Source organism: Rhizobium sp. BK196 (assembly GCF_014193255.1).
In the GTDB taxonomy this organism is placed as follows: domain Bacteria; phylum Pseudomonadota; class Alphaproteobacteria; order Rhizobiales; family Rhizobiaceae; genus Rhizobium.
Window position 1 is genome coordinate 41,540 of record NZ_JACHZB010000010.1, and the last position, 13,894, is coordinate 55,433.

A 13,894-nucleotide genomic window follows, 5' to 3' on the forward strand; every position below is an offset into this window, starting at 1 on the left:
GCACAGGTCTGTAATGCGTGATTCCGTGTGAGCACCTGCAAAAGATTCGGGGAGTGCTCGTTATGCCGAGACTTTTTACCGCCCTCGAAATTCCGCGCAATGCGGCGATGAGCCTGTCATTGTTGCGCGGTGGTCTTCCCGGAGCACGATGGATCGATGTGGAGAACTACCACATCACGCTTCGCTTCATCGGCGATGTCGATGGCCGGACCGCAGATGAAATTGTCGAGCGTCTCGACCGGATCGACCGGCCGGAATTCCAGCTCCGGCTTGAAGGCATCGGCTCCTTCGGCTCCAAGAAGCCGCACTCGATCTGGGCCGGCGTTTCTCCTTCACCTGAAATGAATGCCCTGCAGGGCGAGATCGAGCGGATCTGCCAGCGCATCGGCCTGCCGCCGGACCCGCGCAAGTTCACGCCTCATGTCACGCTTGCCCGGCTGAAATATTCGCGCGTCGATGACGTCGTTCACTATCTCGCCGGCCGCGGCAACTTCCAGACTTCGACCTTCACCGTGCCGCGCTTCGTGCTTCTGTCGTCGCGCGAATCGGTCGGCGGCGGACCTTACCTTACCGAGGAAGTCTTCCCGCTCCACGAGCCACTGACGGTGCCAAGCCTTTCGACCAACGTGCTGCAGCCGCTGAAGAGTCTGGCATAAACGAACTCGAAATCTTCCCGGTCGCCATGATAGGGATCGGGAATATCTTCCCCGGTGCCGAGTGCGAAATCGCCGAAGAGATGGATGTTGTCTGCGTGCGGTGAACGTCGGCGCAGTTCCGCGATATTCGAGCGGTCCATCGTAAGGATCAGATCGAAATCGTCAAAATCTTCAGGCAATATCCTCCGGGCACGCTGCCCGGTAATGTCGATGCCATGCGTGCTTGCGGTGGTGATCGAGCGCCGGTCGGGCAGTTCTCCCTGATGCCAGCCGCCGAGACCGGCGGAATCGATATGGAAAGCCTCACCAAGGCCTGCCTCGTCAGCAACATGGCGGAATATTCCCTCGGCAAGCGGAGAGCGGCAGATATTGCCCATGCAAACAAAGAGGATGCTGATACGTTTCATCTGAGGATCCGACTGAGGGATGAAAGGAACATGGCATGAAAATGGAAAAGCTGGAAAGGCCGGCGATCAACCAGTTGCTCGGCGAACTCACGGGCTGGGCGCTCGACGATGCGGCAGGTTCGATTTCGAAGACATTCAAATTCGCGAATTTCGTGGAAGCCTTCGGTTTCATGACGGAATCGGCGCTTGCGGCCGAAAAACTCAACCATCATCCGGAATGGTTCAACGTCTATTCCCGCGTCGAGGTGAAACTCAACACGCACGACGCCGGCGGTTTGACGGAGTTGGATTTCAAGCTCGCAAGGGCCATGGAGAAGGCTGCGGCGAGGCGAGGCGATTGAAACGGCTCACGCCGTCACCATATTTTCGGGGCGACCACAAAGGATATCGGGATGGACGAGGTCAAATACGGAGAAATCCTGCTGCCGGGCGACGAGGATACCCAGGATCGCCGTGAAAAGACGGTGAGGCAGAAATTCTGGCCGACCTTTCGTCGCGCCGTACGGCAGATTCCGTTTTCTCGTGATGTGGTCGCTGGCTTCTATTGCGCACTTGATCCGCAGACACCGACCAAGGTGCGTGGTGTGTTGTTGGCGGCACTTGCCTATTTCGTGATGCCGGTCGACATAGTTCCCGATATCTTTGCCGTAATCGGCTTTTCGGATGACATAGCCGTCTTATCGGCAGCCTTTGCGATGGTACGAGGCAATATCCGGGCAAGCCATTACGAGGCGGCCGATCGCGTTCTTGCTGAGCGTACCGAAGACGGCATGAAAACGATCTAGGGTTCTTCCCCCTCCAGCGGTTTCGGAGCTTGCTGAGGCCCCATACGCGACTTGATCGTGTCGAAAAGGGCAGCTTGCCTTTTTCTGCGCATTGCGGTCGCGTATCAGCCAGGAGTTCAGGCGCGGCGCGAAGTAGCCGAACGGAAGAGAGAATGCGGATTCCTCGCGCTGATCAGCAACCTTTTTGCGAGAGCAGTGAAATGCTGTCTTTCTTCGACGTCCACATCTCTTCGCGCAGTCCGTGCGGCAAAATTTCGTCCTGAATTTCCACATCTTAACGGGGTGCGAAGGATTTGAGAAAGGTCAAACTCTTGCCTGAATCTTTGTGTCTTAAATTCACCCGAACCGATGGCTCAGCCATCCCGACAGAGCGCGGCACAGGCGCCGCTGTCAGGTTCGAAAGGTTGACAGTCGGCGAAAATGAAACAGGCAGAAACAATTCGTAGCCATTGTTGACCATTTGGTAACCTGAATTAAGTCAAAATAAAGCAGATCGTGATTATGCGCCGCCCGCAATGATCGCTTCGGGCCTTGAACCGCAAGAACCGGCAGGAATTCCATGTTCGTAAAAAGTATCGTATCCGCTCTCGCCCTCACCATCGTCATGGCTGGAGTGGCGGAAGCACAGCAGGCGGCTCCGACCCGCATCCAGCAGTTCCAGGCATGGGGAGCCTATTCTTACAAGTCCGGCAATGCGACCGTATGCTATGTGCTTTCGGTGCCGACCACAAAGCAGCCGGCCAGCGTCGACCATGGTGACAACTTCTTTATCGTCTCTCAGCGTCCGGGTCAGAACATCTCCTATGAGCCTCAGGCGATGATGGGCTATACGGTGAAGGAGAATTCGAAGATCAATGTTACGATCGACAACAAAACCTTCGTAATGTTCACCAAGGACAAGGCTGGATGGGTCGAGAATGCGGCTCAGGAGCCGGCGCTTGTCGCAGCCATGAAGACCGGTCATTCGATGACCGTCAACGCCACCTCGCGCAAGGGCACTGGCACCTCGTACAGCTATTCGCTGTCGGGCATTTCTGCTGCGCTGAAGCAGATCGAAAGCTGCAAGTAAGCTTGCACTTCGAGCAATGTTTCAAAGGCCGGCCTTTCGCCGGCCTTTGTCGTTTCCATCTACAATGACGCTTCCATGTCTAGTGACGTGGGGGGAAAATGATGCTAAAGCGGCGCGCAACTGCGGAAGGATGGCGATTTATCGCCGCTCCGCCCATTCATTTCTGCAATCATGCGTCAGCGGCCCGTAAGTCTTCCGTCTTTCCGGGATGGTTGCCATGTTGAGTTCGGGATTAGAAGATTATGTCCGTTATGGATGCGATGACCGTTGCCAACCCCGCTGTGAGGGCGCCTCTCGGCACTGAGCTTTCGCCAAAACCCTCGCTGATCGGTCTGACGCGCGAGGAAATGGGTGCGGCGCTGCGCGAAAAGGGCGTGCCGGACAAGCAGATCAAGATGCGCGTCTCGCAGCTCTGGAATTGGATCTATGTGCGCGGCGTCTCCGATTTCGATCACATGACGAATGTCGCCAAGGACATGCGCGAGATGCTGAAGCAGCATTTCACCATTGCCCGGCCAGAAATCGTCGAAGAACAGATTTCCAATGACGGCACGCGCAAGTGGCTGCTGCGTTTTCCGCCGCGCGGTGCCGGCCGGCCGGTCGAGATCGAGGCCGTCTACATCCCCGAGGAAGGGCGCGGCACGCTCTGCATTTCCAGCCAGGTCGGCTGCACGCTCACCTGTTCCTTCTGTCATACCGGAACGCAGCGTCTGGTACGCAACCTGACAGCCGAAGAAATCCTCTCCCAGCTTCTGTTGGCCCGCGACCGGCTGGGTGACTTCCCGGATCGCGACGTGCCTGTCGGCGCCGTCGTCCCTTCCGAAGGCCGCAAGGTCAGCAATATCGTGATGATGGGCATGGGCGAGCCGCTCTATAACTTCGATGCCGTCAAGCAGGCCCTGCTGATCGCCACTGACGGTGACGGCCTGTCACTGTCCAAGCGTCGCGTGACGCTTTCTACCTCCGGCGTCGTGCCCGAGATCCTGCGCACAGGCGAGGAGATCGGCGTCATGCTGGCAATCTCGCTGCACGCGGTGCGCGACGACCTGCGCGATATCCTCGTGCCGATCAACAAAAAATATCCGTTGAAGGAGCTGATCGAGGCCTGCAGGAACTATCCAGGGCTTTCGAACGCGCGGCGCATCACTTTCGAATATGTGATGCTGAAGGACGTCAACGATAGCCTGGAAGACGCCAAGGGGCTGATCCAGCTGCTGAAGGGCGTGCCGGCGAAGATCAATCTCATTCCCTTCAACCCATGGCCGGGCACCAATTATCAATGTTCCGACTGGGCGCAGATAGAGAAGTTTGCCGATTTCATCAATTCGGCAGGTTACGCGTCGCCGATCCGCACGCCGCGCGGACGCGACATTCTGGCGGCCTGCGGTCAGCTCAAGTCGGAATCCGAGCGCATGCGCAAGACTGAGCGTCTTGCCTTCGAGGCGATGATGATCGCCAACCACGGCGCAGACGACTGATCAGCAAGTTTGATCGTCGCAACAATTCTCCGAGATTGATTAACGGGGGCGCTTTTTCTAAAAGTGCCCCCAAAATCATTCTGGAGGATACCCCATGCGTTCAATTCTTCTGGCTTTTGCCGCAGCTCTGGCCCTGACGCTGCCGGCGAAGGCCGACGATGTCACCGTTGCCGTAACCGCAATTGTCGAACATCCGGCGCTCGATGCAGCCCGCAACGGCGTGCGCGACGCGCTGGCCGCTGCCGGCTACAAGGAAGGCGAGAACCTCAAGTTCGTCTTCGAATCCGCGCAGGGCAATCCGGCAACGGCAGCCCAGATCGCTCGCCAGTTCGCTGGTGACGGACCCAATGTCATCGTGCCGATCTCCACGCCGTCGGCCCAGGCCGTCGTTTCCTCAACACGCGATATCCCTGTTGTCTTCACTGCCGTGTCCGATCCGCTCGGCGCACAGCTCGTCAAGAACATGGACAAGCCGGGTGGCAACGTGACCGGCCTTTCCGACATGTCGCCGGTCGGCGAGCATATCGCGCTCATCAAGGAAATCCTGCCTGATGTGAAGACGATCGGCTACCTCTACAATTCCGGCGAGGCGAATTCGGTCTCGCTGCTGGCGGCACTGAAGGCTGAAGCTGAGAAGGCCGGCATCACCATCGTTGAATCGGCTGCAACGAAGTCAGCCGAAGTGCAGGGCGCTGCTCGTGCGCTCGTCGGCCGCGCCGATGCGATCTATATTCCGACCGACAACACGATCATCTCGGCGCTGGAAGGTGCGGTTGCCGTTGCCGAAGAAAGCAAGCTGCCGCTCTTCACCGCCGATACGGATTCCGTTTCGCGTGGTTCGATCGCAGCGCTTGGCTTCAACTACTATGATGTTGGCAAGCAGACGGGAGAGATCGTCGTGCGCGTGCTGAAGGGTGAGAATCCCGGCGATATCGCGGTGAAGACTGCGGCCGGCAGCGATCTCGTCATCAACAAGGCTGCCGCAGCCAAGATGGGCGTGACTCTGCCGGAAAGCGTCGTTTCGCGCGCCAACAAGGTCATTGAATAATCGACTGTCGTTCCAAGGCCTTAGTCATGATCAGCCGCTCCCGTTTGCACGGGGGCGGCTGATCATATTAAAAGGCTCCCGTTTCGCGACGGACGGAACGGAAACAAAAAGGGGCTGAAAGCCTTGAGCCAAATTGCATTCTGGGGGGCCGTCGAGCTCGGCCTGGTTTATTCCTTCGTCGCGCTCGGCGTCTATCTCGCCTTCCGCGTTCTCGATTTTCCGGATCTGACGGTGGACGGCTCGTTTCCGCTTGGTGCAGCCGTGACCGCAGTGCTGATCATTGCCGGCGTCAATGCCTGGCTCGCAGCGCTGATCGCGATGGCAGCAGGGGCCGGAGCCGGAATGGTGACGGCGCTCCTCAATGTGCGCTTCAAGATCCTGAACCTGCTCGCCTCGATCCTGACGATGATCGCGCTCTTCTCCGTCAATCTGCGGGTGATGGGAAAGCCGAATGTCGCGCTTATCAATGCCGATACGATGATCAGTCCCTTCTTTGGCCAGGGGCTCAGGGATTTCTACGTCCGGCCGCTGTTCGTCGGCACTCTCGTTGTTATCGCCGTCATCGTCGTCTGGCGCTTCCTTGAAAGCGATGCCGGGCTGGCGATGCGTGCGACAGGCGCCAATGCCCGCATGGCCCGCGCCCAGGGTGTCGATACCAGCCGGCAGATCTATCTGGGCATGGCGATTTCCAATGCACTTGTGGCGCTTGGCGGCGCACTCTTTGCGCAAACAAATGGGTTTGCCGACGTGACCTCGGGTGTCGGCACGATCGTCGTCGGCCTTGCCGCCGTCATCATCGGCGAGACCCTGCTCGGGCGCCGCGGGCTGCTGATTGCGCTCGTCGGATGCGTATTCGGTTCGATCATCTACCGCATCGCCATCCAGCTCGCACTGTCGAGTGATGTCATCGGCCTACAGGCTTCCGACCTGAATTTCGTGACGGCGGTTCTCGTGACCGTCGCGCTCGTTCTTCCCCGCCTTCGCGGAGGTGCAGCATCATGATCAGCGTCAAGGATATCAAGGTTGTTTTCGGGCGTGGTACGCCGTTGCAGAAACAGGCGCTGAACGGCGTCAGCCTGACTATCGAGCAAGGCTCATTCGTCACCGTCATCGGCTCCAATGGCGCCGGTAAGTCGACGTTGCTCGGCGTTCTCGCCGGCGACGTCCTGCCGAGTGAAGGTTCGGTGCTGATCGGCAAAACCGACGTGACACGCAAGTCGACGGCGGGGCGGGCTGGCATGGTCGCCCGTGTCTTCCAGGATCCGCTGACGGGAAGCTGCGGGGCGCTGTCGATTGAGGAAAATCTCGCGCTGGCCGCCCGCCGCGGTGAGAAGCGCGGGCTTGGGTCAGCGCTCGGGGGCAACAGGCGCGATTACTTCCGGGAGCGGATCGCCGAACTGAATCTCGGGCTGGAAAACCGGCTGAAGGACCGCATGGACCTTTTGTCTGGTGGGCAGCGGCAGGCGGTTTCGCTCGTGATGGCGACGCTCGCCGGCTCCGAAGTGTTGCTGCTCGACGAGCACACGGCTGCGCTCGATCCTGGTATGGCCGAGTTCGTCATGAATCTCACACAGAAGATCGTTTCTGAACGCAGGCTCACGACGATGATGGTAACGCACTCCATGCGGCAGGCGCTGGATTATGGCCACCGCACGATCATGCTGCACGGTGGCGAGATCGTGCTCGATGTCGCCGGCGACAACAGGAAGAACCTGCAGGTCGAAGACCTGATCGCCATGTTCCGCAAGATGCGTGGCCAGACGCTCGACGACGATGCCCTGCTGATCGGCTGATCGAACGGTCAGCGTGCCTGAGTGAGCAGGATCTTAGCGGCGAAGACCGAGAAGACGCCGGCGAAAGTATAATCCATGCCGCGCAGTACTTTCCTGTTATTCTGCAGCCAGCTCGACAGCCAGTCGGCTGCCATGACGACGGTTGCATTGACTGGCATGCCGATCACGATGAAGCAAAAGCCAAGGAAAAGCAGCTTGTGCGTGACAGCCGGGTCGTTGGCGCTAACGAACTGCGGCAGAAAGGTCATGAAGAAGATGATGACCTTGGGGTTTAAGAGGTTGACCCAAAAACCCGTGGAAATGTTCGAAAAGATCGTCCCCTTAGGACCTTCGACCTTGGCGACCGTCAGTTTCGAGCCGAAGCGGATTGCCTGAATGGCCAGCCAGAACAGATAGGCGGCGCCGCCGGTCTTCAGGATTAGGAAGGCGGTCGGCGAGGCGGTAATCAGCGCCGAGATGCCGAAGGCGACCAGCATTGTGTGCGCGACGATGCCAAGGCTGGTGCCGACAACCACGAAAAGCGCTGCCTTCTTGCCCTGCGCAAGCGCGCGGCTGATCGACAGCGTCATGTCAGGGCCGGGGGTTGCCGCAAGCAACAGGGTCGCGGCAGCAAAGGCAAGAAGCGTCGGAAGGCTCGGCAGGAAATCCATGGTGTACTCTGAAAGCCGGAAAGGTCCGACGATCTCTTATCCGGCTTTCAGAAAATTACCAATCAAACCTTCTGATGGCGCCGATTACTTCTGTTCAAGGAAGGCCTTGAACTTGTCGGCGTAGTCCTTGTGCCAGCGCGACAGCGGCGGACGATTTTCGATGATGTCGCCGATTGCCCAGGCCATGCGGCGCTCGTCCACCGGGCGGGCGACGTCGTTGTCCGGGCAGAGGATGTAGAAATCGCCGCGCTCCAAGCTTTCAACCATAAAATCGACCGTCTGTTCCGGCGTCCAGGCGCCAGCAGGCTTTTCCTGGTGATCGCCCTTGGTTAGGCCGGTAAAGACGAAGCCGGGTATCAGCAGATGCGCGGAAATGCCTGCGCGTGCAGTGTTGCGCAGTTCATGCTCAAGCGCTTCGGTGAAAACCTTCACGCCGGCTTTCGAGATGTTGTAGGCGGGATTGCCGGGCGGCGTGGTGATGCCCTGCTTGGAGCCGGTATTGATGATGAGGCCGGGTTCGCTATGGGCGATCATGCCTGGGCCGAAGGTTCTGACGCCATTGATGACGCCGAGAAGATTGACGGCGAGGATATTGTCCCAATTGGCCTGAGCGCTGAAAATAGAGGTTTCCGGGCCGATGCCGGCATTGTTCATCAATACGTGCACGCGGCCGAAACGCTGGATGACAGCGCGCTCGAGAGCCTCGATCTGCTCCTTCTGCGAGACGTCGGTCTCGACAGCCATCACATGTTCCTGGCCGACGATCCTCTCCAGCTCGGCGCGCGCTTCCGCGAGCTTTTCGCCACCGAGATCGGCGATGACGACGCTCAAGCCAGCCTTGGCAAAACGCTTTGCAGCGGCGAGGCCGATGCCGGAAGCACCGCCGGTGATGACGGCAACATTGGATTGCTTGAAAATGTCTTGAATATTTGTCACGGGACTGGCCTCTCCTCGGAGCATTGTTCGGACGCTGCCGAATATGGGCTCACGGTTTGCGCTGTCAAACCCTCAGGCGCCGTTTGCTGCCCTCCTTGCCCTTGCGTCACGCGCCAATCTCGCTAAAAGTGCCGAGATACCGGGCTTTGCGGGTGTGCCGCGGCCTTCATGCAACGGACCTCATCATCATGGCATCATACAAAGACGTGAAGAAAGTCGTGCTCGCCTATTCGGGCGGTCTCGATACCTCGATCATCCTGAAGTGGCTGCAGACCGAACTCGGCGCTGAAGTCGTCACCTTCACAGCCGATCTCGGCCAGGGCGAAGAGCTGGAGCCGGCGCGCAAGAAGGCCGAGCTGCTCGGCATCAAGGAGATCTATATCGAGGACGTGCGCGAGGAATTCGTGCGCGATTTCGTCTTCCCGATGTTCCGTGCCAATGCCGTCTACGAAGGCGTCTACCTGCTCGGCACGTCGATTGCCCGTCCGTTGATTTCCAAGCACCTCATCGATATCGCCCGGAAGACGGGTGCCGACGCGATTGCCCACGGCGCCACCGGCAAGGGCAATGACCAGGTTCGTTTCGAGCTTTCGGCCTATGCGCTGAACCCCGATATCAAGATCATCGCGCCGTGGCGCGACTGGGCCTTCAAGAGCCGTACCGATCTGCTCGAATTCGCCGAGAAGCACCAGATCCCGGTCGCCAAGGACAAGAAGGGTGAGGCTCCCTTCTCCGTCGACGCTAACCTGCTGCACTCCTCTTCCGAGGGCAAGGTCCTGGAAGATCCGGCGCAGGAGGCTCCTGAATACGTGCATATGCGCACCATCTCGCCGGAAGCTGCCCCCGACAAGGCGACCATCATCAAGGTGGGATTCCGCAGGGGCGACGCCGTCTCGATCAACGGCGTCGAGATGTCGCCGGCCACGCTGCTCGCGACCCTCAACAATTACGGCCGCGACAACGGCATCGGCCGCCTCGACCTTGTCGAGAACCGCTACGTCGGCATGAAATCGCGCGGCGTTTACGAGACTCCCGGCGGCACGATCCTGCTCGCGGCGCATCGCGCCATCGAGTCGATCACGCTCGACCGCGGCGCTGCTCACCTCAAGGATGAACTGATGCCGCGTTATGCCGAGCTTATCTATTACGGCTTCTGGTTCTCGCCGGAGCGCGAAATGCTGCAGGCCCTCATCGACAAGAGCCAGGAGCATGTCGAAGGCGAAGTGACGCTTAAGCTCTACAAGGGCAATGTCATGGTCATCGGCCGCGAGAGCGAAAAGTCGCTCTATTCCGACAAGCTCGTCACCTTCGAAGACGACCAGGGCGCTTACGACCAGAAGGATGCCGCCGGCTTCATCAAGCTCAACGCGTTGCGTCTTCGCACGCTCGGCAAGCGTAACCTGAAGAAATAAATCACGCCCGGACCGATATTGAAAGGCTCGCCGGTTCTGCCGCGCGGGCCTTTTTTGTTGCGCTTATTGCAGGTTGTAACGTCTTGACGCGACAAGGCTATCGCCTAAGCTGAGCCGTCATCACCGGAGCATTTCCATGCCGCAATCCCTGCTTCTCGGCGCCTTCCTGGCGGCGCTTTTTTATGTGCTCATTCCCGGTCCGGCCTTCCTGCAGCTTCTCGGCATTGGCGCTGGGCAGGGGCGCAAGGCAGGCGCTTTCTTCATGATGGGCCATCTCGTTGGCGATATTATCTGGTCGGGGCTGGCGCTGATCGCGATCGTCGGTGCCAAGACGATCGGCACCTTCGTGTTCGACCTGCTGGGGCTTGCCTGCGGTTTCTATCTCGCCTGGATCGGCTGGAGTGCCGTCAATGCCAAGCCGAAGGCCGAGGGGCAGGCGCTGATGGTAGTGGAGCGACCATTCCGCCGCGGGTTGATTTTCGGCGTCACCAATCCGAAGGGCTATCCGGTGGCGCTTGCCACGTTCACGGCGCTGGTTGCGGGATCGGCAAATGCGCTCGATTTTCAGGCCCTGCCGATGCTGCTCAGCGTTTCCTTCGTCGGCTTCGTCACCGCTGACATCATCCTGATCGGCATCATTGGCGCCGGCGTGGTGCGCCGTTTCTACCGCGCACATGAGCGGCTAATCGTCCGCTGCTCCGGAGTGCTTTTCATAGGCTTTGCCGTCCAGGCGCTATGGCATGCCACGCCCGGCCTGCTGGGTTGGAGGAAGGCCTGATCAGTTTTCGCCGGCGAGAAAGCTGACGACCGACTTCAGCGTTTGAACCTCATTCGGGTCGCCGATCGACATGGCGATCTGAAGCTGATTTTTGTAATAGTCGAGGTAGTTAAAGCTCGTGCCGTCAGTCACATTGGACAGGTCGATAACGTTTCCGAGCGGATCGATCGCGTGCATAGGCAATGGTTCGGATATTGCGGCGAAAGTAATTTGATCGATCAAGCCGCTGTCGAAGCCCTGGCGGGCATAGCTGCGCAATTCACCCGCACTGACGGCTGTAAAATCAATCGCCTCCCGGCTGTCAAAATCCTGGATCTGGAATGATCCCTGGCCTATGGTCGGCTTGGGCTCAATTACAATATCAGCGGTCTTCGGACTTTTTGCGTTATTGTTTGTATTATTTTTGAATAGCAAACTCTGAGAAGACCGCAGGGAAAAAATTTCCATGCGCATGTCCTCTTACTTGAAGATCAAAGAAAACTAGCGCCTCGGGCTGATTCGCGTCAATCGTTAACGATTGGTTAATTTTTACGTATCAATTCTTGCCCACAAGATTTAGCCGGGCGGACAAAAGCCCCAGCCGCCCACATATCAATTCCGTTGGGGCCTCTCTATATTATCGATCGACCGGCCGGCATAAAGGACTTTCATATGTCTTCTCCCACTCAATTCAATCAGGCACTTGTCAACTGGAATGGCCTTCATGGCCTGCCGCGTTTTGACGCGATCGCTGACGGTGATTTCGCTGCTGCCTTCGAGTCCGCACTCGCCTCGCACGAAAGAGAGATCGACGCGATCGCCGGCAACAAGGAGGAACCGAGTTTCGATAATACTGTCGTAGCGCTTGAGCTCGCCGGCGATGAGCTGTCGCGGGTTTCCGCACTTTTCTGGAACCGGGCAGGTGCTCATACCAACGATGTCATCCAGGCGCTGGAACGGGAAATCTCGCCAAGAATGTCACGGCACTATTCGAAGATCGGCATGAATGCGGATCTCTTCAAGCGCATTGATACACTCTGGGAAAAGCGCGAAAGCCTCGGTCTGACGCTGGAGCAGACGCGCGTGCTGGAGCGGCATTGGAAAGGCTTTGTCAAATCGGGCGCAAAGCTGCCGAAGGCAGAGCAGGAGAAGCTTGCGGCGATCAATGAAAAACTTGCGGGCCTCAGCACCGGCTTCGGGCAGAACGTGCTCGCAGACGAGAAGAGCTGGTCGCTGATCCTCTCCGGTGAAGAAAACCTCATTGGCATTCCCGATTTCCTGCGCGACGCGATGGCGGCGGCTGCCCGCGAACGCGGTGAGGATGGCAAATATGCCGTAACACTGTCGCGCTCGATCATCGAGCCGTTCCTGACTTTTTCGGAGCGCCGCGATCTGCGCGAACAGGCCTTCAAGGCCTGGGTGGCGCGTGGCGAAAATGCCGGCGCGACCGACAATCGCGGCATTATCAGAGAGACTCTTGCCCTGCGTGACGAGGTGGCGAAGCTTCTCGGCTACGGCAACTTCGCCGAATTGAAGCTCGATAACACGATGGCGAAGACACCCCAGGCCGTGAACGATCTGTTGCGCGCCGTATGGACGAGAGCGGTGAAACGCGCCCGTGAGGAAGAAGCCGATATCGCCGAATTGATTGCGGCCGAGGGCAAGAACCATGAGGTTATGCCTTGGGACTGGCGCCATTATGCGGAGAAGATCCGCGCGCAGCGATTCAATTTCTCGGAAGCGGAGCTGAAGCCCTATCTGCAGCTCGAAAAAATCATCGATGCCTGCTTCGACGTTGCCGGCCGGCTGTTCGGCATTCGCGCCGTCGAGAAGAAGGGCATTGCTGTCTATCATCCCGACGTGCGGGTCTTCGAGATCCGCGACCGGGACGACAAGCTGGTCGCACTCTTTCTCGGTGATTATTTCGCTCGCAGTTCAAAGCGCTCGGGCGCCTGGATGAGCTCTTTCCAGTCTCAGCACAAGCTGACGCTGAAGAACGGCCATCACGGCGAGCTACCGATCATCTACAACGTCTGCAACTTCGCAAAGCCCGCAGAAGGCAAGCCGGCGCTGCTTTCGCTCGATGACGCGCGCACGCTGTTCCACGAGTTCGGCCACGCGCTGCACGGCATGCTCTCCAACGTCACCTATCCCTCGGTATCGGGTACCGGCGTCTCCCGCGATTTCGTGGAGCTTCCCTCGCAGCTCTATGAGCACTGGCTGACGGTTCCTGCCATCCTCAAGGAATATGCCGTGCATTTCGAAACCGGAGAGCCGATGCCCCAGGCTCTGCTCGACAAGGTGCTCGCCGCCCGCACCTTCAATTCCGGCTTCAACACCGTGGAGTTCACTTCTTCCGCCTTGGTCGACATGGCCTTCCATACGCGCGACAAGGTGGACGATCCGATGGCCGTTCAGGCTGAGGTGCTTGCGGAGATCGGCATGCCGAAATCGATCGTCATGCGCCACGCCACGCCGCACTTCCAGCATATCTTCTCCGGCGGTTATTCGGCCGGCTATTATTCCTACATGTGGTCGGAAGTGCTGGATGCAGATGCTTTTGCCGCCTTCGAAGAGACGGGCGATGCCTTCAACGGCCAGATGGCCGCAAAGCTTCGGGACAACATCTACTCCACTGGCGGCTCCGTCGATCCGGAAAACGCCTACAAGGCTTTCCGCGGCAAGCTGCCGAGCCCGGACGCAATGCTGGTCAAGAAGGGACTTGCGACCTTCGAGGAATTGACAGGCAGCGACGCTTAAGACAGTTTGATGACATCGAGCAAAGCGGCATGGTGAGAACCATGCCGCAGCTTTCGCGTGCCACCCCCTTTCGCAATCGCGAAAAAAACGGTATGAGCGCGCCAACATAAATGGCGCGTCCACTTGGCGTAGCGCCCCAGCCT

The 13,894-nt window shown here is 58.6% G+C and carries 15 protein-coding genes; 11 read left to right on the forward strand and 4 right to left on the reverse strand.

Going from position 1 to position 13,894, the window contains the following annotated elements:
• Positions 1–62 precede the first annotated feature (62 nt).
• Positions 63–656 (forward strand): RNA 2',3'-cyclic phosphodiesterase, encoded by a 594-nt coding sequence (thpR, locus tag FHT78_RS25965; RefSeq protein ID WP_183749439.1) that lies wholly within the window; start codon positions 63–65, stop codon positions 654–656.
• On the opposite strand, the gene FHT78_RS25970 is transcribed toward thpR, so the two are convergent.
• Positions 563–1,063, reverse strand: coding sequence for a low molecular weight protein-tyrosine-phosphatase (locus FHT78_RS25970; protein WP_183749440.1), 501 nt, complete (start codon positions 1,061–1,063; stop codon positions 563–565). The two genes, thpR and FHT78_RS25970, sit on opposite strands and share 94 nt — an antisense overlap.
• A gap of 35 nt (positions 1,064–1,098) precedes the next feature.
• Between FHT78_RS25970 and FHT78_RS25975 the strand changes: the two genes are divergently transcribed.
• The 7 genes from FHT78_RS25975 (at position 1,099) to FHT78_RS26005 (ending at position 7,236) form a co-directional block, all read left to right on the forward strand.
• Positions 1,099–1,404, forward strand: coding sequence for a 4a-hydroxytetrahydrobiopterin dehydratase (locus tag FHT78_RS25975; RefSeq protein WP_183749441.1), 306 nt, complete (start codon positions 1,099–1,101; stop codon positions 1,402–1,404).
• Positions 1,405–1,455: 51 nt separating this feature from the next.
• Positions 1,456–1,848 carry a YkvA family protein gene (locus FHT78_RS25980; RefSeq protein WP_183749442.1) on the forward strand — a complete coding sequence of 131 codons (393 nt, stop codon included), beginning with the start codon at positions 1,456–1,458 and terminating at the stop codon, positions 1,846–1,848.
• 559 nt (positions 1,849–2,407) lie between these two features.
• A complete protein-coding gene (locus tag FHT78_RS25985) occupies positions 2,408–2,917 on the forward strand; it encodes an invasion associated locus B family protein (protein ID WP_183749443.1) in 510 nt (169 codons plus the stop codon).
• A 260-nt stretch (positions 2,918–3,177) separates the two neighbouring features.
• The gene (rlmN, locus tag FHT78_RS25990; protein WP_246715433.1) at positions 3,178–4,395 is read left to right on the forward strand and encodes a 23S rRNA (adenine(2503)-C(2))-methyltransferase RlmN; all 1,218 of its coding nucleotides are present in this window, start codon (positions 3,178–3,180) and stop codon (positions 4,393–4,395) included.
• A gap of 94 nt (positions 4,396–4,489) precedes the next feature.
• Positions 4,490–5,443, forward strand: coding sequence for an ABC transporter substrate-binding protein (locus FHT78_RS25995; RefSeq protein ID WP_183749445.1), 954 nt, complete (start codon positions 4,490–4,492; stop codon positions 5,441–5,443).
• Between the two features lie 123 nt (positions 5,444–5,566).
• The gene (locus tag FHT78_RS26000) at positions 5,567–6,445 is read left to right on the forward strand and encodes an ABC transporter permease (RefSeq protein WP_183749446.1); all 879 of its coding nucleotides are present in this window, start codon (positions 5,567–5,569) and stop codon (positions 6,443–6,445) included.
• On the forward strand, positions 6,442–7,236 hold the full coding sequence (locus FHT78_RS26005) for an ABC transporter ATP-binding protein (protein ID WP_183749447.1): 795 nt from the start codon (positions 6,442–6,444) through the stop codon (positions 7,234–7,236). Before FHT78_RS26000 ends, FHT78_RS26005 begins: the two co-directional genes overlap by 4 nt.
• Positions 7,237–7,244: 8 nt before the next feature.
• Here FHT78_RS26005 and FHT78_RS26010 read toward each other — a convergent pair whose 3' ends face one another.
• Positions 7,245–7,886 (reverse strand): LysE family translocator, encoded by a 642-nt coding sequence (locus tag FHT78_RS26010; RefSeq protein ID WP_183749448.1) that lies wholly within the window; start codon positions 7,884–7,886, stop codon positions 7,245–7,247.
• An 84-nt stretch (positions 7,887–7,970) separates the two neighbouring features.
• Positions 7,971–8,822, reverse strand: coding sequence for an SDR family NAD(P)-dependent oxidoreductase (locus FHT78_RS26015; RefSeq protein ID WP_183749449.1), 852 nt, complete (start codon positions 8,820–8,822; stop codon positions 7,971–7,973).
• Between the two features lie 188 nt (positions 8,823–9,010).
• On the opposite strand from FHT78_RS26015, the gene FHT78_RS26020 reads away from it, so the two are divergent.
• On the forward strand, positions 9,011–10,234 hold the full coding sequence (locus FHT78_RS26020; RefSeq protein ID WP_183749450.1) for an argininosuccinate synthase: 1,224 nt from the start codon (positions 9,011–9,013) through the stop codon (positions 10,232–10,234).
• Between the two features lie 136 nt (positions 10,235–10,370).
• On the forward strand, positions 10,371–11,012 hold the full coding sequence (locus FHT78_RS26025) for a LysE family translocator (RefSeq protein ID WP_183749451.1): 642 nt from the start codon (positions 10,371–10,373) through the stop codon (positions 11,010–11,012).
• On the opposite strand, the gene FHT78_RS26030 is transcribed toward FHT78_RS26025, so the two are convergent.
• A complete protein-coding gene (locus FHT78_RS26030) occupies positions 11,013–11,459 on the reverse strand; it encodes a hypothetical protein (RefSeq protein WP_183749452.1) in 447 nt (148 codons plus the stop codon).
• Between the two features lie 204 nt (positions 11,460–11,663).
• On the opposite strand from FHT78_RS26030, the gene FHT78_RS26035 reads away from it, so the two are divergent.
• Positions 11,664–13,751 carry a M3 family metallopeptidase gene (locus tag FHT78_RS26035; RefSeq protein WP_183749453.1) on the forward strand — a complete coding sequence of 696 codons (2,088 nt, stop codon included), beginning with the start codon at positions 11,664–11,666 and terminating at the stop codon, positions 13,749–13,751.
• Positions 13,752–13,894 lie beyond the last annotated feature (143 nt).